The following is a 24,306-nucleotide window of genomic DNA, read 5'->3' on the forward strand; positions in this document are numbered from 1 at the left end:
TGGCTCCGAATGGGTGGGGGTCAGGCGGCCGCGCCGGCCCGCAACGAGGTGGTGCGTCGCAGGGCGAACACATCGACGATCAGGGCCACGCTGCCGTCGCCCAGGATCGTGGCGGCCGAGATGCCCGGCACCTTGCGATAGTTGGTTTCCAGATTCTTGACCACGACCTGATGCTGGCCGATCAGGTGGTCCACCATCAGGGCGAAGCGCTGGTCCTCGGCCTGCAGGATCACGGCGATGGCCCGCGTCAGGTCGGTTTCGGCATTCGCCACGTTGAAGACTTCGTGCAGCGCGACGATGGGCAGGTATTCGCCGCGCACGTGCAGGACCTGCTCGGTCTCGGAAATGCGGTGGATCTGGTCCTGCGTGGCCTGCATGGACTCGGTGACGTGGGACAGCGGAAGGATGAAGGTTTCCTCGCCGACCTTGACCGACATGCCGTCCAGGATGGCCAGCGTCAGCGGCAGGACGATGCGGGTGGTGGTGCCCTCGCCCTTGCGCGAGGCGAGCTGCACGTGGCCGCCCATGCTCTGGATATTGCGCCGCACCACATCCATGCCAACCCCGCGGCCGGAAATGTCCGTGACTTTTTCCGCCGTGGAGAAGCCCGGCGCGAAGATCAGCTGCCAGAGTTCGTCGTCGGGCGTCGCCTCGGACACGGGGAAGCCGGAGGAGATCGCCTTTTTCAGGATCCGCTCGCGGTTCAGGCCGGCGCCGTCGTCGATCACGTCGATGATGATCTGGCCGCCGTTGTGCTGGGCCGACAGGATCAGCGTGCCTTCCGGATCCTTGCCCTGCGCGATGCGGGCGTCCGGCGTTTCCAGGCCGTGGTCCAGGCTGTTGCGCACCAGGTGGGTGAGCGGATCGATGATGCGCTCGATCAGGCTCTTGTCGAGCTCGGTGGCCTGGCCCTTGGTGACCAGCCGGATGCGCTTGCCCAGCTTGGTGGCGTTTTCCCGCACCACGCGCGGGAAGCGGCTGAAGACGTAGTCCATGGGCATCATGCGGATGGACATCACGGCCTCCTGGAGGTCGCGCGCGTTGCGTTCCAGCTGCTCGATGCCGTTGAGCAGGCGGTCGTGCAGCACCGGGTCCAGCGTCTGGGAGGTCTGCAGCAGCATGGCCTGGGTGATGACCAGCTCGCCCACCAGGTTGATGATCTGGTCGACCTTTTCCACGCCCACGCGGATGGTGCCGCTTTCCTTGGGCTTGGCGGCCTTGGCGCCGGACTTGCCGGAATCGGCGGCATCGCGCGATCCGGACGATTCCGCTGCGTCGGACGCCGTGGCCTCCGCGGCGGGCGCGGCCGGCGCGGGAGCGGGCTGCGCCGCGGGCGCTGCGGCCGGCGCGGGAGCAGCCGCGGCGGGGACAGGTGCTGGCGCGGGTGCGGCGGGGGCGGCTGCCGGTGCTGCGGGCGCCGGCGCAGCGGCGGCGGGCTCGGCGCCCGGCACGGCCTCGCGCGCGACGGAGACCTGGTCGGCGTTCACGATGAAGCAGCAGACGGCTTCGAGGTCGGCGGCCGGGGTGTTGGTCTGCAGCCACAGCGACAGGTCGCTGCCGCTCTGCTCGCGGTGCAGGATCTGGCCCATGAGGGCCATCTCGTTGACCAGGGGCTCGACGTCCTTGTCCTGGATGCGGCTGATCCGCACGCGCACCGGCAGATCGCCCGAGGGTGCGGGCGCGGCGGCCTGGGGCGCCGGCGCGGCCGGGGCCGCGGGAGCCGCCGCAGCGGCGGGCGCCGCGGGAGCCGCAGCCGCAGGGGCCGCGGCGGGCGCCCCGCCCTGCCCCTGCTCCTGCTGTTCCAGGGCGAGTTGGCGCAGTTGAGCGCAGATGCGCTCATAGACTTGCTGATCGGGCTTCCCCGAGCCGCGGTAGGCGGCGACTTGGTCGGTCAACACGTCCTTGGTCTCCAGAAAGAGGTCGATCATATCCTGACGCAGGGTCATTTCCCCATGGCGAATCAGGTCGAGAAGGTTTTCCAGCAAATGGGTGGTCTTGGCGAGCTCCTCGAAACAACCGAAGGTGCCCGCCCCGCCCTTGATGGAATGCGCGGCCCGGAAGATGCCGTTGAGCACGTCCGGGTCCGGCTGCTCCAGGTCGAGGTTCAGCAGCTGCTGCTCCATATTGGTCAGCAGTTCGTCGGCCTCGTCGAAGAACGTGTCGAAAAACTCACTCAGGTCCACGCCTGCACTCATGATCCATCCTCACCCTTGATTACCGGACGCGCCGGCCGGGGGAACCGCCGGCGCACCTGTGGATTGCCCCGCTGGGGGGGATACGGTCGCGGCGCCCGGCCCCGGGGCGGCACCCGCGGCCGGCGCGGAAACGGCGGGCGCCGGCGCGGAAATCTCGGCCGGTGCGGTCACTGCGGGCGCCGGTGCGGCGGCCGGCGCGGGAGGCGCCGGTGGCGCGGCGCCGTTCCCCGCCCCGGCGGCGCCCGGAACGGCGCCGGGATGCCGCAGCATTTCCAGCCGTTCGCGGATCCTGGCGCCGTCCTCGCCGATGGCGTTCTGCTCGTCGATGCGCCGTTCCGCGCGGCGGTTCAGCACCAGGATGCTGATGCGGCGGTTGACCGCCGCCATGGGGTCGTCCTTGATCAGGTCGACGGTGTCGCCCAGCCCCAGGATGCGCTTGATCTTGTTTTCGACCAGGCCGCCCGCGACCAGCTCGCGGCGCGCCGCGTTGGCGCGGTCGGCCGACAGTTCCCAGTTGCTGTAGTTGCGGTCGCCGGAGGCGTAGCGCAGCGCGTCGGTGTGGCCGGAGATCGTGATCGAGTTCGGCAGTTCGCTGATCAGCGGGGCGAGCTCGCGCAGGATGTCGCGCATGTAGGTCTGCACCACCGCGCTGCCGGTGGTGAACATGGGCCGGTTCTGCTGGTCCAGGATCTGGATCCGCAGGCCGTCGGGCGTCATGTCCAGCAGCAACTGGGGCCGGAACTGCCGCAGCACGGGATTGTGCTCGATCAGGTTGTCGAGCTTCTGCTTCAGGTTTTCCAGGCTTTCCTGGTCGGCCTGGTCCTCGTCCAGGTCGAGATCGCCTTCGGCGCTGTTCCGGAGGCTGCTGGCCGGAGGCAGGGGATGCTGGTTGGGGATCACGCTGGGATCGCCGCCGGGAATCTTGGATTTGCTGGAATCCATTTTCTCGCCGCCCGTGATCGCCGTCATCAGCGGCATGCGGAAGTACTCGGCGATGGACTGGAGGTCTTTTTTCGGCACCAGCAGCAGCAGCCACATCACGAGGAAGAACGCCATCATCGCGGTCATGAAGTCCGCGTAGGCGATCTTCCAGCTGCCCCCGTGATGGGACTCGCCGTACGCCCGCTTGCGGCGAACGACGATGCGGCCGGTGTCGTGTTTGGCCATGGCCCCCCGTCCCTCGCGTCAGCGGCTCGCCGCCTGGCCCTTCGTCTGCCGCACGTGAGCCTCGAGCTCGGAGAACGTGGGACGGACGGAGGAGAACAGGACCTTGCGGCCGAATTCGACGGCCAGCGGCGGCGGATAGCCGTTCATGCTGGCCAGCAGGGTGACCTTGATGCATTCGAGCACCTTGATCGAAGCCACCGACTGGCGCTCGACCGCCGAAGCGAACGGCGCACAGAAGCCATAGGACAGCAGGATGCCCAGGAAGGTGCCCACCATGGCCTTGGAAATCAGGTCGGCCAGGACGGCCGGCGGCTGGTCGACCGCCGCCAGGGCCTTGACCACCCCCAGCACGGCGGCCACGATGCCGAAGGCGGGCAGCCCGTCGGCCACGGCGCGCACGGCGTTGACGGGAGTGTGGTGCTCGTTGTGCAGCGCCTCGATCTCCTGGTCCATCAGCGTTTCGATCTCGAAGGAATTCATGTTGCCGCTGATCATGATGCGCAGGTAGTCGGTCAGGAACTCCATCAGCTTGGCGTCCTTCTGGACCTGGGGATACTGGGTGAAGATGGCGCTGGCCTTGGGATCCTCGATGTCGGATTCGATGGACATCAGCCCGTCGCGCCGGGCCTTGTTCAGCAGGGTGTACAGCAGGGCCAGCAGCTCCATGTAGAGCGGCTTGCCGTAGGGGTTGCGCTTGATGGCCTTGGGGATGGCTTCGATCAGCAGCTTGACCGAGGCACCGTTGCTGGCGGCGATGTAGGCGCCCAGCGCCGCACCGCCGATGAGCGTGAATTCGAAGGGCTGGTACAGGGCGCCCATGTGGCCGCCCATGGCGATGAAACTGGCGAAGACCCCCACCCCTACGATCAGGTACCCCAGGATGATAAACACGTGCACGCGCCTCGAGAGTCAGAATACCGCCATCATCCCCTGTTTTCCTGCATTCAAAAGCATGGTTAAACAGGTCTTTTTGTCCACAAATCCCGAATCAGGCCGCGGGACGGGGCCACGGGATCAGGCTGGCATGCGCGCCGTCGACCGGCGGCGCGCGCGGGTCTTGCCCGCCCGGGGCGGCGGCTTGCAGATGGCGCAGACGAATCCTGACTCGGGATCGTGCGCGTGGGCGACGAACAGGCCCTGGCATTGCTGGCAGCCGGAGAGCTGCACCAGTCCGCTTTCGAAGAAGCGCACCAGCATCCAGGCGCGCGTGAAGCTGAGGACGGGCTCGTCGGCGTCCTCGCCGGGCTGCAGCCCCACCGAGGACTGCTCCAGATAAAGACGGTAGGCCTCCACCAGCGCCTGCGATTTCTTCGCCGGGGTGAAGGTGTCCATATAGCGGTAGATGTTGTAGAACAGGCTGGAATGGATGTTCGGCAGCCAGGTCATGAACCAGTCCACCGAAAACGGCAGCATGCCCTTGGGCGGCGAAGCGCCCTTGACCTCGCGGTACAGGCGCGCCAGCCGGTCGTAGCTGAGGGACGTCTCGGCCTGCAGCACCTGCAGGCGGGCGCCCAGACGGATCATGTCCGTGGCGAGCAGGATGTCGTCGGCTTCTCGGGAAACGCTCTTGCTGGTGGACATGCTAGGACCCGTACACGCTGACCGGATCCTAGGCGGACACGGTTTCCTGCCGCGCCATCAGGATGGTGGAATGCGCCTGCTGCAGCACCCCGCCCAGGACTTCGTGGGTGAGGGAGTTGAGCAGCTGGGCGTCGTTCAGGCGGAAGGCGCACAGCACGGAATTGGAACTGGCCAGCCGGACGATCTGGGCCGGCGACAGATTGAGGATGATTTCCGCGACGTCGGCGTCGAAGCCCAGTCGGAACATGCCGGCGGCCAGATTTTCACGCAGTAGCCGCTGGGCCAGCATCAGATAGGACAGATTGACTTCGCGGACGTCGTTCAACAGCGTGGAATCGAAAGTGGACATGGGATCCCTTTTTGGCTATTACCGGAGCCCGCAAGCGGGCGCCGGCTTCATCACAGGCAGGCCGATGGCGCCGCCCGCACCTGAATCAATTGTCACAAATGACGCGTCACAACAATTAAATCCAGACATCAAAAATACATTTCCATGCACATTTGACATGAACGGTAGGAGTATAGCCTTAACTGTCCCCAAATTTGGCGCTACTTAACCTTTAACAAAAGAAATTTTTGTTTATATATGTAAGGCAATCTAGGGAAAACCATGACGAAACACTGGCTTACCCTAATGAAAGTTGCACAGACGCAACATCCTGTATCCGCATGGACGGGCCGGCGGAATCCCGCGCAAAGCCGCGCCCCGCGGGCCTTTCGGCCCGTGGGGCGGCACCCCGGGGAAGGCGGCGCTCAGGCCGGCACGTGGCGGTACTGTTCGGCCAGGGCCAGGAAGGCGCCCAGATCGCCGTCCGAGCCGATTTCCTCGGCCAGGATGCGGGCGACGGCGGGCGCCACCTGGATCGCCCGGTCCGCATGCAGAAACAGCATCCGGTGGCGCCGGGCCAGCACGTCCTCGACGGTGCGGGCGTATTCGCGGCGCGCGGCGTGGCGCACCATGGCCTCGGTCAGGCCCAGGCCCAGCTCGTTGCCCGCGCCCGGCAGCGCCTGCACGTCGGCGGCCTCGGTGCCGTAGGCGTGCAGCCCCGGCGGGTGCGTCAGGCGCGTGGCGGGCGCGCCGGGCGGCGGCGCGCCCAGCAGCGGGAAATGCGCCGTGCGGCAGGGCGGCAGGGCCGGCAGCAGCCCCGCGCCCTGGCAATGGCGCAGGACGTCCTCGGCCATGGAACGATAGGTGGTCCACTTGCCGCCGGTCACGGTCACCAGTCCGGAGGGGCTGACGCGCACGGTGTGCTCGCGACTGATGGTCTTGGTGCCGCCCCGCACCTTGCCGCTTGCAAGCGGCTCGGATTCGTCAGGCATGGCGCAGTCCGCAGGGACTGCTCCATGTCCAGCTTCATCCTCGTGCGCCGGCCGCACCAGGGGGCGCAGCCCGACCCAGACGCTGAGCACATCCCCGGCCCGGGGCGCGCGCGCCAGCACGTGGGCGGATTCGTTCAGGATGAAGGCGATTTCCTCGGGCAGCGCCCGCGGCTCGCGGGCGACGGCGTCGCGCGGCGTATCGGTGGTTCCCAGGATCAGGTGCCCCAGCCAGGGCACGGCGAACAGCACCCGGCCGTCGCGGGTGCGCGGCACCAGCAGGGCCTCGTCGGCCGGCATGAAGGACCGGTCCACTACCAGGTGCACTCCCTGGCTGGGCGCCACCATGGGGGCGGTGTCCTGCCCCCGGGCGGCATCGTCCAGGCGGCGCAGTTCGTCCACCCAGACGCCGGTGGCGTTGATGACGCAGCGGGCGCGGACCGTGCCCTCGCGGCGCCCGCCGGCATCCCGGGCATCGCGCCAGCGCACGCCGCCGACGCGGCCGTTTTCGTGCAGCACGTCGACGACGGGGCAGTAATTCAGCACCAGGGCGCCCTGGGCGGCGGCCGTGCGGGCCAGCGCCAGGGCCAGCCGGGCGTCGTCGAACTGGCCGTCCCAGTACTGGACGCCGCCGAACAGGCCGGCCGCGTTGACGCCCGGCAGCCGGGCGGCCGTGCCGGCGCGCCCCAGCCATTCGGTGCGGCCCAGGCTGGCGGAGCCGGCCAGGGCATCGTAGATCTTCAGGCCCAGGCCGTAGAACGGCACTTCCCAGGGCCGGTAGGCGGGCATGACGAAGGCCAGGGGCTGGGCCAGGTGCGGCGCGTTGTTCAGCAGCGCCCGGCGTTCGTGCAGGGCTTCGCGCACCAGGCCGATGTTGCCCTGGGCCAGATAGCGGACCCCGCCGTGCACGAGCTTGGTCGCGCGCGATGAGGTGCCGCCGGCGAAATCGTGGGACTCCAGCAGCAGGACCGACAGGCCCCGCAGCCGGGCGTCCAGGGCGACGCCCAGGCCGCTGGCGCCCCCGCCGATGACGATCAGATCGACCTCGGACAGCGCCTCGAGGTCATGCAGCAATCGATCCCGATCCGTCGTGACGGGCGGCAGGACAGCAGTCTGGAACATCGTTTCACACTCCCCTCAGCGGACGCGGCCTTCCTTCCAGGCCTGCAGCAGCGAATCGTAGGACACGGTTTCCGGCTTCGGATTCTCGTTGGCGAGCTTCTTCCACGGGGCGTGCTCGTCGCTGAGCCACTTGGCCGGATCGCTCTTTTCGTTGAGCTTCGGCGCGCAGCGCTTCATGCCGGCGCGTTCCAGGCGGGACATGACCTTGTCCATCTCGTTGGCCAGATTGTCCATGGCCTGCTGCGGCGTCTTTTCCCCGGCGATCGCCTGGGACACGTTGCGCCACCACAGTTGCGCCAGCTTCGGATAATCGGGCACGTTGGTGCCGGTCGGGGTCCAGGCCACGCGCGCCGGGCTGCGGTAGAACTCGATCAGGCCGCCGTACTTGTTGGCGTTCTGCGTGAAGTAGTCGCTGTGGATGTCGCTGTCGCGGATGAAGGTCAGGCCCTCGATGGATTTCTTCAGCGAGGTCGTCTTGGCGGTCACGAACTGGGCGTACAGCCAGGCGGCGGCGACCTTGTCCGGATCGTGGTCCTTGAAGAAGGTCCACGAGCCCACGTCCTGGTAGCCGTTCTGCATGCCGTCCTTCCAGTAGGGGCCGTGCGGGGCCGGCGCCATGCGCCACTTGGGCGTGCCGTCCTCGTTGACCACCGGCAGGCCCTTCTTGGTCATGTCGGCCGTGAAGGCGGTGTACCAGAAGATCTGCTGGGCGATCTCGCCCTGGGCCGGCACGGGGCCGGCTTCGGAGAAGGTCATGCCCAGCGCCACCTTGGGCGCGTACTGCTTCATCCAGTCGATGTACTTGGTCAGGGCGTAGACGGCGGCCGGCGAGTTGGTCGCCCCGCCGCGCGCCACGGAGGCGCCCACCGGCGTGCACTTGTCGTCGGCCACGCGGATGCCCCATTCGTCCACCGGCAGGCCGTTGGGGGTGCCCTTGTCGGCCGAGCCCGCCATCGACAGCCAGGCGTCGGTGAAGCGCCAGCCCAGGGACGGATCCTTCTTGCCGTAGTCCATGTGGCCGTAGATGGGCTTGCCGTCCAGGGTCTTGATGTCCTCGGAGAAGAACTTGGCGATGTCCTCGTAGGCGGTCCAGGTGACCGGCACGCCCAGTTCGTAGCCGTACTTGGCCTTGAACTTTTCCTTCAGGTCGGGACGGTTGAACAGGTCGTAGCGGAACCAGTACAGGTTGGCGAACTGCTGGTCGGGCAGCTGGTACATCTTGCCGTCCGGCGCGGTGGTGAAGGAGGTGCCGATGAAGTCCTTCAGGTCCAGGCCCGGATTGGTGTATTCCTTGCCGGCGCCTTCCATGTAGTCGGTGAGCGACAGGACCACGCCGTAGCGGTAGTGCATGCCGATCAGGTCGGAATCGGAGATCCACCCGTCGTAGATGGACTTGCCCGACAGCATGGAGGTCTGCAGCTTCTCGACCACGTCGCCTTCCTGGATCAGGTCGTGGTGGACCTTGATGCCGGTGATTTCCTCGAAGGCCTTGGCGAGGACCTTGGATTCGTATTCGTGGGTGGTGATGGTCTCGGACACCACGTTGATTTCATTGACGCCCTTGGCCTTGAGCTTGGCCGCGGCGTCGATGAACCACTGCATTTCGGCCATCTGCTGGTCCTTGCTCAGCGTGGACGGCTGGAATTCGTTGTCGACCCACTTCTGGGCCTCTGCCTGGCCGGCCCAGGCGGCCTGGCCTCCCAGGGCGCAAGCGACGGCCAGCGCCAAGGCGGTATGGCGGAATCTCATCATGTTCTCCTCTGTGTGCTCCCCTGCCCTGTCTGCCGGCGCCGCCCGGGGAAATAGGCTGGCGCTGGAAATATCATCCTTTTTTCATGATCAACGCCAGCGCCCCCATGGACAGGACGAAGCTGATCCAGACGGAGGGCTCCTCGTCCAGGGCGAACCAGTCCATGAAGGTCTCGCCCAGGCCGAGGAAGGCCAGGTTGATGTAGGCGGCCACCAGCAGGCCGATGAACAGGCGGTCGCCGCGCGTGGTCGCCATCGGCAGGAAGCCCTTGCGCAGCACCGTGGGCGAGCGGATCTCCCAGACCGTCATGGCGGCCAGCATCAGCGCGATGCAGATGAAGAACACGGCGGTGGGGGTGGTCCAGACCATCCAGTCGAACATGGCGTATTCCTTGAGCGTGAACGGGCGCTAGACCCGGCCCATCGCGAAGCCCTTCGCGATGTAGTGGCGCACGAACCAGATGACGATGGCGCCGGGCACGATGGTGAGCGTGCCGGCCGCCGCGAGGGTGGCCCAGTCCATGCCCGAGGCCGAGACCGTGCGGGTCATGATGGCCACGATGGGCTTGGCGTCGACGCTGGTGAGCGTGCGCGCCAGCAGCAGCTCCACCCAGCTGAACATGAAGCAGAAGAAGGCCGCCACCCCCACCCCCGACTTGATCAGCGGCAGGAAGATCGTCAGGAAGAAGCGCGGAAAGCTGTAGCCGTCTATATAGGCGGTCTCGTCGATTTCGCGGGGGATGCCGCTCATGAAGCCTTCCAGGATCCAGACGGCCAGCGGCACGTTGAACAGCAGGTGCGCCAGCGCCACGGCCCAGTGCGTGTCCATCAGGCCCAGGGTGGTGTAGAGCTGGAAGAACGGCAGCAGGAACACGGCCGGCGGCGTCATGCGGTTGGTCAGCAGCCAGAAGAACACGTGCTTGTCGCCCAGGAAGGAATAGCGCGAGAAGGCGTAGGCCGCCGGCAGGGCCACGGCGATCGCCATGACCATGTTCATGCAGACGTAGATCAGGCTGTTGACGTAGCCCATGTACCAGGAGGGATCGGTCAGGATCAGCCGGTAGTTGTCCAGCGTGAACTCGCGGGGAAACAGCGAAAACTCGGCCAGGATGCCCTGGTTGGTCTTGAAGCTCATGACCACCATCCAGTAGATGGGGACCAGGGCGAACAGCAGGTACAGGATCAGGAAGACGGTGCGCTTGCGCGGCAGGAACGAGCGGTCAGTCATGGGCGGCCTCCGAATCCCGGGTGCCGACGCGCAGCATCCAGTTGTACAGGACGAAGCAGAACATCAGGATGATGAGGAAATAGATCAGCGAGAAGGCGGCCGCGGGCCCCATGTCGAACTGGCCGATGGCCTTCTGCGTCAGGTACTGGCTGAGGAAGGTGGTGGAGTTGCCCGGCCCGCCGCCGGTCAGCACGAAGGGCTCGGTGTAGATCATGAAGCTGTCCATGAAGCGCAGCAGCACGGCGATCATCAGCACGCCGCGCATCTTGGGCAGCTGGATGTAGCGGAACACGGCCCATTTGCTCGCGCCGTCGATGCTGGCGGCCTGGTAGTAGGCCTCGGGGATGGACTGCAGGCCGGCGTAGGCGAGCAGCGCCACCAGCGGCGTCCAGTGCCAGACGTCCATCAGCAGCACGGTGAGCCAGGCGTGGACGGGATTGCCGACGTAGCTGTAGTCCAGCCCCAGGCGGGCCAGCGTCCAGCCGAACAGGCCGATGTCCGTGCGGCCGAAGATCTGCCAGATCGTGCCCACGACGTTCCAGGGAATCAGCAGCGACAGGGAGACGATCACCAGCACGGCCGAGGCGCGCCAGCTGCGCGCCGGCATGGACAGGGCCAGCGCCACCCCGAGGGGGATCTCGATGGCCAGCACCGCGCCGGAGAACAGCAGCTGCCGCCACAGCGCGGCGTGCAGGTCCTCGTCGCGCATGATGCTGGTGAACCATTCGGTGCCGACGAACACGGCGTTGTCCGGCGAGATGATGTCCTGGACGGAATAGTTGACCACGGTCATCAGCGGGATGATGGCCGAGAACGCCACGCACAGGATCACCGGCAGGATCAGCCACCAGGCTTTCTGGTTGACGGGTTTCGCAGGGGTGCTCATCCGATCAGCTCCTCGTTGCGGTAGTAGCGGGTATGCGGGCCGATCAGGGCCAGGTGCACCAGCGCGCCTTCGGCGGGCGGCGCGGCCTCGGCCGGCAGGTGGGCCTTCGCCTCGTGGCCGCCGATCCGGACGCCGAGCAGCTGGCTGGTGCCCAGGTGGCGCACCTGGGACACGGTGGCCGGCACGGTGTCGGGACCGCCCGCGGGCGCCAGGCGCAGGTATTCGGGGCGGATGCCCAGGGTGAGCGGCCCGGCGGGCAGCGCCAGGGCGTCCGGGCGCCCGAGGCACTGGCCGTCCAGCCAGAGCGCGCCGTCGGCACGCGCCTCGACCGGCAGCAGGTTCATGCCCGGCGAGCCGATGAAATGTCCCACGAAGGTATGGCGCGGGCGCTCGAACAGGTCTTCCGGGGTGCCCTGCTGGACCACCCGGCCGCGCGCCATCACCAGGACCTGGTCGGCGAAGGTCATGGCCTCGACCTGGTCGTGGGTGACGTAGATCAGGGTCAGCTTCAGTTCGTGGTGGATCTGCTTGAGCTTGCGGCGCAGTTCCCATTTCAGGTGGGGGTCGATCACCGTCAGCGGCTCGTCGAACAGCACCGCCGAGACGTCCGGGCGCACCAGCCCGCGCCCCAGGGAGATCTTCTGCTTGGCGTCGGCCGCCAGATTGGCCGCGCGCTGGTCGAGCTGGGCGGACAGGTCGAGCATTTCCGCGATGCGCCCGACGCGCTCGCGGATGCGGGCTTCCGGCACCTTGCGGTTGCGCAGCGGGAACGCCAGGTTCTCGCCCACCGTCATGGTGTCGTAGATGACAGGGAACTGGAACACCTGGGCGATGTTGCGCTCCTGGGGCGTGGCGCGGGTGCGGTCCGCGCCGTCGAAGCGGATGGTGCCGTGCGAAGGCGTGACCAGCCCCGAGATGATGTTGAGCATGGTGGTCTTGCCGCAGCCCGACGGCCCCAGCAGGGCGTAGGCCCCGCCGTCCTCGAAGACGATGTCCAACGGCAGCAGCGCGTAGTCGGCGTCGGAGCGCACGCTGCGCGCGTAGCTGTGGGCCAGCTGGAGTTCGATGCGCGCCATGTCAGGCCTCCTGCGCCAGGGGCGCCCGCAGCAGGGTTTCGTCGGGACCGAACACATAGGCCCGGCGGCTGGAGAAATGCAGGGTGACGGCATCGCCCAGGCCGTGATGCCGGACGCCCGGCATCTGGGCCACCAGATTGCCAGCCGGCGTTTCGGCGTGGACGTAGGTGGAGGAGCCGGAGATCTCGGCGAGCTGGACCCGCCCCGGGATCCGGCAGTCGCCGCCCTGATCGGCGAGCGAGAGATCGACGGCCCGCAGTCCGACGGTCACGTCGCCCTCGGGCACGTCCCGCCCCGCCGGCAGGCTCACGCCGGCCAGCGCACGCAGGCTGACCGCCGCGCGGTCGGCCCGGGCCGCCAGGAAATTCATGGGCGGATCGCTGAAGGCGCGCGCCACCCGGATCGACGCGGGCCGCCGGAACACGTCCAGCGTCGGGCCGTACTGCAGCAGCTCGCCCTGGTCCAGCACGGCCGTGTAGCCGCCGAGCAGCAGCGCCTCGCCGGGCTCGGTCGTGGCGTAGACGACGGTGGAGCGGCCCTGGTCGAACAGGGCGCCGAGTTCTTCGCGCAGTTCCTCGCGCAGCTTGTAGTCGAGATTGACCAGCGGCTCGTCCAGCAGCATCAGCGGCGCGTCCTTGGCCAGGGCGCGCGCCAGGGCGACGCGCTGCTGCTGGCCGCCGGACAGCTCGGAGGGCAGGCGGTCGAGGAATTCGTCGATGTGCAGGGCGCGCGCGATTTCGCGCACCCGCGGCATGAAATCGGCCTCGCCGCGCAGCCGCAGGGGCGAGGCGATGTTGGCGGCGACCGTCATGGAGGGGTAATTGATGAACTGCTGATACACCATGGCGACGTTGCGCCGGCGCACCGGCAGCCCGGTGACGTCCGCGCCGTCGACCAGGACCCGGCCGGTGGTGGGCGCGTCCAGCCCGGCCATCAGCCGCATCAGGCTGGTCTTGCCGGCGCGGGTCACGCCCAGCAGGACCGTGACGGCGGATTCCCGCGGCGCCAGATCCAGCGGATGCAGCCAGGTTTCGGCACCGACCTTCTTGCCGACGCGAACCAGCTCGAGTTGCATGAGCGCTTACTCCGAAAGTTCCTTTTTGTGAATTATTGTTCGTTTTTACTCTTTTTGCTGTCCATATAAACCCTAAGATTCTTTCCTTTTCTTTCGCTGTACAGTGTGTCCGTCGTGTCGAAGGCCATTCCCATGCATCCCAATCCGCGCCAGATCAAGCTGCTCAACCGCCTGCAGGGCACGGGCTCCTGCAGCCTGGAAACCCTGGCCGGCGACCTGGACGTCACGGTCCAGACCGTGCGCCGCGACGTCCAGCGCCTCGCCGAGGCCAACCTGCTGGTGCGCTTCCACGGCGGAGTGCGGCTGCCCAATTCGACCATCGAGAACATCGCCTACCGTCAGCGCGCCCAGCTGCACGCCGCCGAAAAAGAGCGCATCGCCCGCGCCATCGCCCGCGAGATCCCCAACGACTGTTCGCTGCTGATCAACATCGGCACCACCACGGAGGCGATCGCGCGCGCGCTGTCCGGCCACACGGGGCTGCGCGTCATCACCAACAACGTCAACGTGGCCTGCACCCTGGGCCAGCAGCCCGGCTGCGAAGTCATCCTGGCCGGCGGCAGCGTGCGCTCCCGCGACCTGGGCATCGTGGGGGAGGCCACGGTGGAATTCATCCGCCAGTTCCGCGCCGACATCGCCCTGATGGGCATCTCCGGCATCGAGGCCGACGGCACGCTGCGCGACTACGATTTCCGCGAGGTGAAGGTGTCCCAGGCCATCATGCAGTCGGCCCGCGAGGTCTGGATGGCCGCCGACACCAGCAAGTTCCACCGGCCGGCCATGGTCCGGCTGGGAGACCTGTCCCAGATCGGCCGCCTGTTCACCAACGCCCGCCCGCCGGAGCCCTTCCCCGGCCTGCTCAAGGCCGCCGGCGTGGACTGCGTCATCGCCCCCTGAGGACTCCCCATGACCTATCTGCTCGCCCTGGACCAGGGCACTTCCAGCACCCGCAGCATCGTCTTCGACCGCCAGGGCCGCATCGTGGGCCTGGCGCAGCGGGAATTCACCCAGCACTATCCCCAGCCCGGCTGGGTCGAGCACGATCCGCTGGAGATCTGGCAGACGCAGCGCGACACCATCGGCGAGGCCATCCACCGCGCCGGCATCGCCGCGCGCGACATCCGCGCCATCGGCATCACCAACCAGCGCGAGACCACCGTGGTCTGGGACCGCCGCACGGGAGAGCCGATCCACCGGGCCATCGTCTGGCAGGACCGCCGCGCCGAGCCCACCTGCGCCGAGCTGCGCGCGCAGGGCCTGGAGCCCGAGATCCTGAACCGCACCGGGCTGCGCATCGACGCCTATTTCTCGGCCACCAAGCTGAAATGGATCCTCGACCACGTGCCCGGCGCGCGCGCCCGCGCCGAGGCGGGCGAGCTGCTGTTCGGCACCGTGGACAGCTGGCTGATCTGGCAGTTGACCGGCGGCCGGCATCACCTGACCGACGTCAGCAACGCCGCGCGCACCATGCTGATGGACGTGCACCGCAACGCCTGGGACCCGGACCTGCTGGACCGGCTGGACGTGCCGGCGCGCATGATGCCGCGCATCCTGCCCTCATCGGCCGACTACGGCGCCACCGATCCGCAGCTGCTGGGCCACGCGGTGCCGATCTGCGGCGTGGCCGGCGACCAGCAGAGCGCCCTGTTCGGCCAGGCGTGCTTCCGCCCCGGCATGGCCAAGAACACTTACGGCACGGGCTGCTTCATGCTGATGCACACGGGCGAGCGCTTCCAGGTGTCCGGCAATGGCCTGGTGACGACCAGCGCGGCGCAGCCCGACGCCCGGCCCGCCTACGCCCTGGAAGGCAGCATCTTCGTCGGCGGCGCCGTGGTCCAGTGGCTGCGCGACGGCCTGCGCGCCTTCGTGCGCAGCAGCGACATCGAGGAACTGGCCCGCAGCGTGCCGGACTCGGGCGGGGTGATGTTCGTGCCCGCCTTCACCGGCCTGGGCGCGCCCTGGTGGGATCCGGACGCGCGCGGCACCATCACCGGCCTGACGCGCGGCACCACCATGGCGCACATCGCCCGGGCCGCCCTGGAGAGCATCGCCTACCAGAGCGCCGCCCTGCTGCAGGCCATGGGGCGCGACGCCCAGGCGGCCGGCGCGGCGCCGCTGCGCGAACTGCGCGTGGACGGCGGCGCCTGCGTCAACGACCTGCTGATGCAGTTCCAGGCGGACCTGCTGGGCATCCCCGTGCTGCGCCCCACCATGGTGGAGACCACGGCGCAGGGGGCGGCCTTCCTGGCCGGCCTGCAGGCGGGCGTCTATGCCGACCTGCAGGAACTGGAATCGCTCTGGCGCGTCGAGCGGCGCTTCGAGCCGGCCATGCCGCGCGACCAGGCGGCCGGGCGGCTGGCCGAGTGGGACCACGCGATCCGCCAGGCCTGCGCGCGCTGAGGGCGCGCGCACGGACGCGGCCGAAGACCGGGCCGCCCGCGATCCGGGCCATCCCGGATAGAATGGGGGTTTGCGCCCGCCTCGCCGGGCGCCCGGCGGCCACGCAGCCCGCGGCCTCCTCAAGCACAGGACACCCATGCTGAAAAAACTGATCCTGGTCGTGGCGATCTTCCTCGTCATCCTGCTCGCCCTGAGCTTCGGAGAGACCGTCTTGCGCGAGGTCTTCGACTGGATCTCGTCCCTGACGGGCGTGCTGATCCGCAATTTCGGCGACCTGTACTTCGCCGCGGCGGACTACCTGCGCAGCCACGCCGGCAGGGTCCTGCTGGCCATCGTCCTGACCATCCCCGCCAGCCTGTGGGTGCTGCGCTCGCGCGGCGAGGCCCTGGGGCGCCCGGCCGGGCAGCGCCGGATCGCCATCGTGCTGGCGGTCTTCCTCGGCTGGCTGGGCGCGCACCGCTTCTACCTGGGCCAGATCGGCTGGGGCCTGGGCCTGCTGATCCTCTGCTGGATCTTCCTGCCCCTGGCCGTCGTGGTGGGGCTGATCGACGCGATCCGCTACCTGTTCATGGACGACGACACCTTCGCGGCGACCCAGCTGTCCTAGGGCCATGCCGGACCCGCGCCCCGTCCATTACCGCCTGCTGGACGCGCCCGCCGAGGCCGGCCCGCTGGCCGACGAGATCCTGCTGGCCCCGGCCGCCCGCGAGCCGGTCGCCTGTCTCTGGCAGACGGCGCCCGGGCTGGTGGTGCCGCGCACCTACGCGGCCCGGCCGGGATTCGCGGCGGTCCAGGCCGAATTCGCCGCGCGCGGCTGCCCCGTCCACGTGCGCCAGTCGGGCGGCGGCGTGGTGCCCCAGGGGCCGGGCATCCTGAACCTGAGCCTGGCGCAGGCCTTTTCCGGCCGGCCGCTCGATCATTCCGAAGCCCTCTACCGCCACCTGTGCGCGCTGATCGCGGAGGCGCTCGCCGCCTTCGGCATCCAGGCCCGCGCGCAGGCGGTCGAAGGCTCGTTCTGCGATGGCAGGTACAATCTGGCCGTGCCGGCCCCCGTCCGCAAGATCGCCGGCACCGCGCAGGTCTGGCGGCGCGTCCCGGGCCATGCGCCCGACCGCCACGTGGGGCTCGTCCACGCGCTGATCCTGGTCCGCTGCGATCCCGCCGAACTGACGGCGCGCGCCAACGCGCTGGAAGCCGCGCTCGGCTCGGCCCGCCGCTACGACGCCGGCCGGATCGAGACGCTGGACCGCCTGCTGCCGCCGGCCTCGCAGCCGGGCTTCCCGGAGGCCCTGGAAGCGCGCCTGCGGGAAACCCTGCGAAACGGAACTCCGCTGCCGGCCGCCGCGCCGGTCCGCCCCCCGATGCCCACTCCCTGATGCGTGTGAACAGAGGCCCCAGACCCGAACCATGAGCCCGACCCCGCTGGAACACAAGACCGCCCGCCTGACGGTGCTGGTCGATCCGAACAAGAAGCAGGCCTTCGAGCGGCTCTGCGCCGCCCAGGATCTGACGCCCTCGCAGGTGGTGCGGCAGCTGATCCGCGAATACCTGGCCCGGCACGGGGTGGACTGGGCGCCCAGCAAGCCGCCGCGTCCGCGGACGTAGGGCCGCAGCGGCCTCATTCCCGGCCCGCGCCGGGCCGCGCTCCGGCGAACGGACGCCTCAGGCGGGCGCCGGCACCGTCCGCCCCGCGGCGCCCCGCCCCGCACCGTCCTGCGCGCTCTCCGCCGCAGCCTCCGCCCCGCCCGGTGTCCCGGCCTGCGCCGCAGACAGCGCCGCGGCCAGGTCCGGCTGGAAGTCGCCCGCGCCCAGCCGGGACAGGGTGCCCATGCGGTGCAGCTTGGCGCGGATGCGGGGGTCGGCGCCGCACAGGATCACGCGCACGCCGCGCCCGTGCGCGGCCGCGATCTCGTCGTCCAGCGCCTGCAGCGCCGTGGCGTCCGCGAACGGCGCCTGTTCCAGGCACAGGATCAGCACGGCCGCATGCTCGCCCCGGAACGCCGCCCGCAGCGATTCGACCGCCGCGAAGAACAGCGGCCCCCGCACCCGCAGGGCGCGCACGCGCGGCCCGGCCGCCGGCGCGGAGACCGCGTCCGGGAGCGTCACGGGCGCCACGTCGACGCTGGAGGCCATGCGGCGCAGGAAGTGCAGCACGGACAGCACGATGCCGATGTTGACCGCCACGACCAGGTCGGCGAAGACCGTCAGCAGCAGGGTCAGGCACAGGATGACGGCGTCCGCGCGCGGCGCGTGCCGGACCAGGCGCACCACGCGATGCGCCTCGCTCATGTTCCAGGCGACGACGAACAGGATCGCGGCCAGGGTGGCCAGGGGGATGTTGCGCGCCAGCGGCGCGAACGCCAGCAGCACCAGGGCCAGCACCACGGCATGGACCACCCCGGCGAGCGGCGCGGTGCCGCCGCTGCGGATGCTGGTGGCCGTGCGCGCGATGGCGCCCGTGGCCGCGATGCCGCCGAACAGCGGGCTGAGCACGTTGGCCAGGCCCTGGCCGAACAGCTCGGCGTTCGAGTCGTGCCGCGTGCCGGCCATGCCGTCGGCGACGACGGCCGACAGCAGCGATTCGATGGCGCCCAGCAGGGCGATGGTGAACGCCGGGCCGATCAGCGGCACGATCCGGTCGAGCCCGCCCCCCGGCCAGTGGGGCAACGGCAGCCCGCGCGGCAGGTCGCCGAAGGTGCTGCCGATGGTGGCCAGATGCGGGAACTGGGCGACGCCCTGCAGGACCGTCGCCGCGACCAGCGCCAGCAGCGGCCCGGGGACGCGCTGCAGGATCCGCACCCGCCGCGGCAGCAGCACCAGCGCCAGCGAGCCGAAGCCGAAGGCGGTGGTCACCGGATCCAGCCGCGGCAGGTTGCGCAGCAGGAACCAGAGCTTTTCGTGGAAGAAATGGCCCGGCACCGCCGGCAGCCCGAAGAAGGCCTGCCACTGCCCGACCCAGATGATGATGCCGATGCCGGCCGTGAAGCCCAGGATCACCGGCAGCGGGATGTAGCGGATCACGCCGCCCAGGCGGGCCAGGCCGAAGGCGCACAGCATCAGGCCGGCCATGAGGGTGGCCAGCTGCAGGCCCGCGACGCCGTGCTCGGCGACGATGCCCGACAGGATGACGATGAAGGCGCCCGTGGGGCCGGCGATCTGCACGCGGCTGCCGCCGAACAGGGACACCACCACCCCCGCCACGATGGCGGTGTAGAGGCCCTGCTCGGGCTTGACCCCCGAGGCGATCGCGAAGGCCATGGCCAGCGGCAGCGCCACGACGCCGACGATCACGCCCGCCGCGATGTTGCCCGCCCAATGCCGGGGAGACCACAGCCCCGCTTTCAAGGCTTCCCGCGCAGCAAACAACATGATGTCCCGTCCGATGATCCGCATGCCGAATTCGGCGCTCGTGCCGCCCCTGCGGAACACAGCCTCATTCCATGAACATTTGATTATAATGATCTGCACATGTCCGGGAGCAATTTCCCGTGGCGGACTGATGCTGCGACGCAACGCGCTAGAATGTCGCCTGCTCAATTTCCTTCTCCGGACTTCCAAGTGAGAAAAATCGTCCGCGCCAAACTGCATGGCATCCGCGTCACCGGGGCCGACCTGGACTACCACGGCTCCATCACCCTGGACCCCGACCACTGCGAGGCCGCCGGCATCCTGCCCATGGAATTCGTGGACATCTGGAACAAGAATTCCGGCGCCCGCATCAGCACCTACGTGATCTACGGCGAACGCGGCTCGCGCTGCTGCATCCTGAACGGCGCCGCGGCGCGCACCTGCCAGCGCGGCGACGAGGTCATCATCGCCAACTCGGAATACATCCAGGAATCCGAGCTGGAGCACATCAAGCCGGTGGTGCTCACCTTCCATCCCGACAACAGCGTGCGCGAGCGCCTGGGCTATTCCGTCGGCCGCGACGAACAGGGCCGGCTGAGCTTCGAGATCGTGCACTTCGACTAGGCACTTCGACCAGGCATTTCGACCAGGCATTTCGACCAGGCTTGCCCGCCGGCCGGGCCGATCCTACAATCGAACCCGATACGCCTTTTACCGAGCCTCGCTAGGGGTGCCGCCGCGGCGGCTGAGACAGTCCCTTCGAACCTGATTGAGATCATCCTCGCGCAGGAAAGCAGCTCGCCACGGCGGCTGCTCGTGCGCCGCCCGCGTCTGCCCCCTGCCTTTTCCGACAGGCACGCCATGCAGACATCCGCTTCCCCCATTTCCTCCGCCCCCGAACGCGTGTTCGGCTGGCACGATCACGCCGCCCTTTGGTTCAGCCTGGGCGTGGGCCTGCTGGTGATCCAGGTCGGCGCCTACCTGGTGCCGGCACTGGGCACGCGCGACGCCCTGGCCGCCGTGGTCTTCGGCTCGATCCTGGGAGCCGGCCTGCTGGCCTGGGTGGCCCGCCTGGGCTGCGACAGCGGCCTGTCCAGCGCCGGCCTGATCCACGCCGTCTACGGCCAGCGCTTCGCCCGCCTGCCGGTGCTGCTGAACATCGCGCAGTTGCTCGGCTGGGCGACCTTCGAGCTGGTCGTGATGCGCGACGGCACCGCCGCCATCGCCCGCCAGGCCCTGGGCCTGGACACGGGCCTGGTGCTGCCCACCCTGTTCTGGGGGCTGGTCGTCCTGGCCCTGCTGCGCGGCTCCATGATCACGCTGGTGCGGCGCATCGTCAGCCGCATCGGCCTGCCCCTGGTGATCCTGTCGCTGATCTGGCTGAGCGTCCAGTTCGCCCTCAAGCTGGATGCCGAGGGCCTGCGCGCCCTGTGGCTGCGCGCCGGCGACGGCAGCATGAACGCCTTCCAGGCGCTGGACCTGGTGATCGCCATGCCGGTGTCGTGGCTGCCGCTGGTCGCGGACTACGCCCGGCACGGCCGCAGCGGCCGGGGCGCCCTGGGCGGCACCTGGCTGGGCTACACGATCGCCAACATCTGGTGCTACGCCCTGGGCGTGCTGGTGATCGCCGTCACCGGCCCGGATCTCGACATGGTCGCCGCCCTGCTGCTGGCGCAGGGCGGCCTGGTGGCCCTGGGCCTGATCCTGATCGACGAGCTGGACAACACCTACGGCGACCTGTATTCGGGTTCCGTGTCCGCCCACAGCCTGTGGCAGGGCGCCAGCCTGAAGACCTGGGGCACGCTCCTGGCCGCGGCCTCGATCGGGCTGGCGATGGTGCTGCCCATGCACACGCTGGAGCCCTTCCTGCTGACGCTCAGCTCGGTGTTCGTGCCGCTGTTCGGCACCATCCTCGGGCGCCTGGGCACGCAGCCGGCGCGCCTGGCCGACGCGCCGCGCGCCCTGCATGCCGCCCCGGCCCTGACCTGGGTGCTGGGGATCGCGGTCTACCACGCCCTGGCGCAATGGGCGCCGCAGTACGGCAGCGCGCTGCCGACGCTGCTGCTAACCTTCGTGCTGGGCGCCCTCGGCGCGCGCGCCGGCGCCCGGGCCGCGCAGGCCGCCTGAACGGCGACGCGGGGCGGGGCCCCGCGGGCCCCCGGCGGCACGGAGCAGGACCAGAGCGCCAGGCGGGACGGTCCGGCTTCCCCCAGCCGTCCCGCGCCCGTATCATGCAGGCTTCGAGAACCATTTTCCGGGAGACGAAGCCATGAGCGACCCCTTCATGCGGGCGGCCATCGAGGAAGCGCGCCAGGGACTGGCCGAGGGCGGCATCCCCATCGGCTCGGTGATCGTGCATCGCGGCGAGATCATCGGCCGCGGCCACAACCAGCGCGTGCAGAAAGGCAGCGCCATCCTGCACGGCGAGATGGACGCGCTCGAAAACGCCGGCCGCCGCGCAGCCGACGTCTACCGCGAATCCGTGCTCTACACCACCCTGTCGCCGTGCGCCATGTGCAGCGGCACGATCCTGCTGTACGGCATTCCCCGCGTGATCATCGGCGAGAACCAGACCTTCATGGGCGAGGAAGACCTGCTGCGCTCGCGCGGCGTCCGGATCGAGGTCCTGCAGGACCCCGAATGCCTGGAAATGATGCGCCGCTTCATCGCCGAGCACCCGCGCCTCTGGAACGAGGACATCGGGGTCTGAGGACCGGCCAGCCCGCGCGGGAAGCTCCCGGCGGCGCGCACGCGGGAACGAAAAAGCCCGCCTCTTTCGAGGCGGGCCGGGTCGGGGGCCCGTTTCGGGCGCCCCTCGTGCAAGACGAAACCGTTTACGTGCGTTGCGCGGCCAGGCCGGCGTCGGTGGCGGGGGCCGGAGCGGCCTTGCCGTCCAGCAGCGCGGTCACGACCTGCCACATCACGCCCAGGCCGCCGACGATGAACACCACGTCGCCGAAGGTGCGCGTCCAGCGCAGCGTCTGCAGGATTTCCTGCTGCATGAAGACCTCGCCGCGGGCCCACCAGGTGCCCACGCTGTAGCTGGCGTGGAACTGCATCAGGCCGATGGGCAGCAGGCTCAGGGAGATCATCATCACCAGGCCGATGTTCATGCACCAGAACGCCGTCTTCATGAGGCTTTCATTGAACTGCATGTTGGGACGCAGGTAGCGCAGCACGAACAGCGTGAAGCCCAGGGCCAGGAAGCCGTACACGCCGAACAGGGCCGCGTGCGCGTGCACCGCCGTGGTGTTCAGGCCCTGGATGTAGTAGAGCGCGATCGGCGGGTTGACCATGAAGCCGAACACCCCGGCGCCGAGCATGTTCCAGAAGGCCACGGCGACGAAGAACTTCAGCGGCCAGCGCAGGTTTTCCATCCACGGCGCGCGGTCCTTCAGGCGCCAGTTTTCCCAGGCCTCGTAGCCCAGCACGACCAGCGGCACGACCTCCAGGGCGCTGAACGAGGCGGCGATGGCCATGATCGGAGTGGTGGTGCCCGAGAAATACAGGTGGTGCAGGGTGCCCGGCGTGCCGCCCAGCATGAACAGCACGGCCGAGCTCAGGCTGGCGATCGTGGCGCCGCGCTTGGACACCAGGCCCATGGTCGAGAAGATGAAGGCCAGCGCCGCGGTGGCGAACACTTCGAAGAAGCCTTCGACCCACAGGTGGACCACCCACCAGCGCCAGTATTCCATGACCGAGAGGTGGGTCTTCTCGCCGTAGGCCAGGCCGGCGCCGTAGAACAGGCCGATGCAGACCACCGAGGCGCTGAACAGGGCCAGCAGGTTCTTGTCGCCCTTCTGCTTGAACGCGGGCACGATGCCGCGCAGCATCAGGAACAGCCAGAACACGATGCCCAGGAACTTGCCGATCTGCCACAGGCGGCCGAGCTCGACGTATTCATAGCCCTGGTGGCCGAGCCAGAAATTCCATTCGGCCGGCAGCAGGTGGGCGATGGCGGCGAAGTTGCCGGTGAACGAGCCCACGACCACCAGGACCAGCGCCCAGAACAGGACGTCCACGCCGAGCTTCTGGTGCTTGGGGTCCTTGCCGCCGTTGAGGATCGGCGCCACGAACAGGCCGATCGCCAGGAAGCCGGTGGCGATCCAGAACAGGGCCGCCTGGATGTGCCAGGTGCGCACCAGGGAATACGGCAGCCACTGGGACACGTTGATGCCGTAGAAGGTCTGGCCTTCGACCGTGTAGTGCGCGGTGAAGCCGCCGATGAAGATCTGCGACACGAACAGCGCCACCACCAGGAACAGGTACTTGCCCAGCGCGCGCTGCGAGGCGGTCAGCGGAATCTGCAGCACCGGATCGCGGGCCGGCACGGGACCCGCGTCGTCGTGCTCCTTGTGCGTGAACGCCCAGCCCCAGACCAGCAGGCCCACGCCCGCGATCAGGATGATCACGCTCATCACGGACCAGATGATGTTTTCCGCCGTCGGCACGTTGTCGATCAGCGGCTCGTGCGGCCAGTTGTTGGTGTAGCTGGCGACCGAGCCCGGCCGGTCGGTCGAGGCGGCCCAGGCGGTCCAGAAGAAGAAGTTCGCCAGGCGGGCGCGCGCTTCCGGCGAGGGCAGCGTGGCTTCCTTCATGGCGAAGTGCTTGCGCGACTCGTGCAGGGAGGCGTCGTCGCCGAACAGCTTGTCGTAGTAGGCGGCCGTCTCGGCGATGGCCTGGGCGCGCCGGTCGGACACCGTGACGGCGCCGGTGGCGGCATCATAGGTGTTCTTGCGGTACTCTTCCTTCAGGCGGCGCTGCAGCACGGCCTGGGCGTCGCCGTCCAGCTGGGAGAACTTCATCCCGTACTGCTGCTCGGCGGCCAGGTCCAGCCAGGCGGACAGTTCGCGGTGCAGCCAGTCGGCGGTCCAGTCCGGCGCCTGGTAGGCGCCGTGGCCCCAGATGGAGCCGACCGTCATCCCGCCCGCGGACTGCCAGGCGCTCTGGCCGTCCAGGATCTGGGCTTCGGTCATCAGGACCTTGCCGTCGGTGGTGACGACCTGGGCCGGAATGGGAGGAGCCTGGTTGTAGACTTCCTTGCCCATCCATCCCAGGATGCCGAATGCCACCACAAGAACGCCGATCAGCGTCCACCATAACTTCTTGTACTCACCCATTCTGCGCTCCTTCTGCAGCCGCGAGAGGTTCCGGTTACGACG

General features: G+C 68.7%; 22 protein-coding genes and 1 riboswitch. Of the genes, 8 read left to right on the forward strand and 14 right to left on the reverse strand.

What is annotated here, in order from left to right:
• Positions 1-20: 20 nt before the first annotated feature.
• From cheA to BN940_RS11575, 12 genes are all read right to left on the reverse strand, one after another.
• A complete protein-coding gene (gene cheA, locus BN940_RS11520; RefSeq protein WP_043683190.1) occupies positions 21-2,195 on the reverse strand; it encodes a chemotaxis protein CheA in 2,175 nt (724 codons plus the stop codon).
• A 9-nt stretch (positions 2,196-2,204) separates the two neighbouring features.
• Positions 2,205-3,362: a flagellar motor protein MotB gene (gene motB / locus BN940_RS11525; protein WP_084330655.1), complete on the reverse strand. Its 1,158-nt coding sequence runs from the start codon at positions 3,360-3,362 to the stop codon at positions 2,205-2,207.
• Between the two features lie 18 nt (positions 3,363-3,380).
• On the reverse strand, positions 3,381-4,253 hold the full coding sequence (gene motA / locus BN940_RS11530; RefSeq protein ID WP_043686993.1) for a flagellar motor stator protein MotA: 873 nt from the start codon (positions 4,251-4,253) through the stop codon (positions 3,381-3,383).
• Between the two features lie 123 nt (positions 4,254-4,376).
• A complete protein-coding gene (gene flhC, locus BN940_RS11535; RefSeq protein WP_043683192.1) occupies positions 4,377-4,943 on the reverse strand; it encodes a flagellar transcriptional regulator FlhC in 567 nt (188 codons plus the stop codon).
• Positions 4,944-4,971: 28 nt separating this feature from the next.
• On the reverse strand, positions 4,972-5,292 hold the full coding sequence (gene flhD, locus BN940_RS11540) for a flagellar transcriptional regulator FlhD (RefSeq protein ID WP_043683194.1): 321 nt from the start codon (positions 5,290-5,292) through the stop codon (positions 4,972-4,974).
• Between the two features lie 404 nt (positions 5,293-5,696).
• Complete coding sequence (locus BN940_RS11545) at positions 5,697-7,382, reverse strand: glycerol-3-phosphate dehydrogenase/oxidase (RefSeq protein ID WP_043683197.1); 1,686 nt, start codon at positions 7,380-7,382, stop codon at positions 5,697-5,699.
• Between the two features lie 15 nt (positions 7,383-7,397).
• On the reverse strand, positions 7,398-9,131 hold the full coding sequence (locus BN940_RS11550) for an ABC transporter substrate-binding protein (protein WP_043683200.1): 1,734 nt from the start codon (positions 9,129-9,131) through the stop codon (positions 7,398-7,400).
• 73 nt (positions 9,132-9,204) lie between these two features.
• Complete coding sequence (locus BN940_RS11555; RefSeq protein WP_043683202.1) at positions 9,205-9,513, reverse strand: DUF2160 domain-containing protein; 309 nt, start codon at positions 9,511-9,513, stop codon at positions 9,205-9,207.
• A gap of 27 nt (positions 9,514-9,540) precedes the next feature.
• A complete protein-coding gene (locus BN940_RS11560) occupies positions 9,541-10,359 on the reverse strand; it encodes a carbohydrate ABC transporter permease (protein WP_043683205.1) in 819 nt (272 codons plus the stop codon).
• The gene (locus BN940_RS11565) at positions 10,352-11,245 is read right to left on the reverse strand and encodes a carbohydrate ABC transporter permease (protein ID WP_043683207.1); all 894 of its coding nucleotides are present in this window, start codon (positions 11,243-11,245) and stop codon (positions 10,352-10,354) included. Before BN940_RS11565 ends, BN940_RS11560 begins: the two co-directional genes overlap by 8 nt.
• Positions 11,242-12,321: an ABC transporter ATP-binding protein gene (locus BN940_RS11570; protein ID WP_043683210.1), complete on the reverse strand. Its 1,080-nt coding sequence runs from the start codon at positions 12,319-12,321 to the stop codon at positions 11,242-11,244. Before BN940_RS11570 ends, BN940_RS11565 begins: the two co-directional genes overlap by 4 nt.
• A gap of 1 nt (position 12,322) precedes the next feature.
• On the reverse strand, positions 12,323-13,396 hold the full coding sequence (locus BN940_RS11575; RefSeq protein ID WP_043683213.1) for an ABC transporter ATP-binding protein: 1,074 nt from the start codon (positions 13,394-13,396) through the stop codon (positions 12,323-12,325).
• Between the two features lie 132 nt (positions 13,397-13,528).
• Here BN940_RS11575 and BN940_RS11580 point away from each other — a divergent pair, with 132 nt between their 5' ends.
• From BN940_RS11580 to BN940_RS11600, 5 genes are all read left to right on the forward strand, one after another.
• Positions 13,529-14,293: a DeoR/GlpR family DNA-binding transcription regulator gene (locus tag BN940_RS11580; RefSeq protein WP_043683215.1), complete on the forward strand. Its 765-nt coding sequence runs from the start codon at positions 13,529-13,531 to the stop codon at positions 14,291-14,293.
• 9 nt (positions 14,294-14,302) lie between these two features.
• Positions 14,303-15,796 carry a glycerol kinase GlpK gene (glpK, locus tag BN940_RS11585; protein ID WP_043683217.1) on the forward strand — a complete coding sequence of 498 codons (1,494 nt, stop codon included), beginning with the start codon at positions 14,303-14,305 and terminating at the stop codon, positions 15,794-15,796.
• A 136-nt stretch (positions 15,797-15,932) separates the two neighbouring features.
• Complete coding sequence (locus tag BN940_RS11590; protein ID WP_043683219.1) at positions 15,933-16,403, forward strand: TM2 domain-containing protein; 471 nt, start codon at positions 15,933-15,935, stop codon at positions 16,401-16,403.
• 4 nt (positions 16,404-16,407) lie between these two features.
• Positions 16,408-17,172, forward strand: a complete 765-nt coding sequence (locus BN940_RS11595) for a lipoate--protein ligase family protein (protein WP_043683222.1) — start codon at positions 16,408-16,410, stop codon at positions 17,170-17,172.
• A gap of 46 nt (positions 17,173-17,218) precedes the next feature.
• Positions 17,219-17,401 carry a ribbon-helix-helix protein, CopG family gene (locus BN940_RS11600; protein ID WP_043686996.1) on the forward strand — a complete coding sequence of 61 codons (183 nt, stop codon included), beginning with the start codon at positions 17,219-17,221 and terminating at the stop codon, positions 17,399-17,401.
• A gap of 57 nt (positions 17,402-17,458) precedes the next feature.
• On the opposite strand, the gene BN940_RS11605 is transcribed toward BN940_RS11600, so the two are convergent.
• Positions 17,459-19,189 carry a SulP family inorganic anion transporter gene (locus BN940_RS11605; protein WP_148304953.1) on the reverse strand — a complete coding sequence of 577 codons (1,731 nt, stop codon included), beginning with the start codon at positions 19,187-19,189 and terminating at the stop codon, positions 17,459-17,461.
• 165 nt (positions 19,190-19,354) lie between these two features.
• Between BN940_RS11605 and panD the strand changes: the two genes are divergently transcribed.
• The 3 genes from panD (at position 19,355) to BN940_RS11620 (ending at position 21,854) form a co-directional block, all read left to right on the forward strand.
• Positions 19,355-19,768: an aspartate 1-decarboxylase gene (gene panD / locus BN940_RS11610; protein ID WP_043683224.1), complete on the forward strand. Its 414-nt coding sequence runs from the start codon at positions 19,355-19,357 to the stop codon at positions 19,766-19,768.
• 92 nt (positions 19,769-19,860) lie between these two features.
• A riboswitch (TPP riboswitch) is annotated at positions 19,861-19,953 on the forward strand.
• A 52-nt stretch (positions 19,954-20,005) separates the two neighbouring features.
• Positions 20,006-21,271, forward strand: coding sequence for a purine-cytosine permease family protein (locus BN940_RS11615; RefSeq protein ID WP_043683227.1), 1,266 nt, complete (start codon positions 20,006-20,008; stop codon positions 21,269-21,271).
• A gap of 142 nt (positions 21,272-21,413) precedes the next feature.
• Positions 21,414-21,854, forward strand: a complete 441-nt coding sequence (locus BN940_RS11620) for a nucleoside deaminase (protein ID WP_043683229.1) — start codon at positions 21,414-21,416, stop codon at positions 21,852-21,854.
• Positions 21,855-21,978: 124 nt separating this feature from the next.
• Here BN940_RS11620 and BN940_RS11625 read toward each other — a convergent pair whose 3' ends face one another.
• Positions 21,979-24,264: a nitric-oxide reductase large subunit gene (locus BN940_RS11625; RefSeq protein ID WP_043683231.1), complete on the reverse strand. Its 2,286-nt coding sequence runs from the start codon at positions 24,262-24,264 to the stop codon at positions 21,979-21,981.
• Positions 24,265-24,306: the final 42 nt, after the last annotated feature.

The organism is Castellaniella defragrans 65Phen, assembly GCF_000612685.1.
GTDB classification, from domain to species: Bacteria; Pseudomonadota; Gammaproteobacteria; order Burkholderiales; family Burkholderiaceae_B; genus Castellaniella; species Castellaniella defragrans.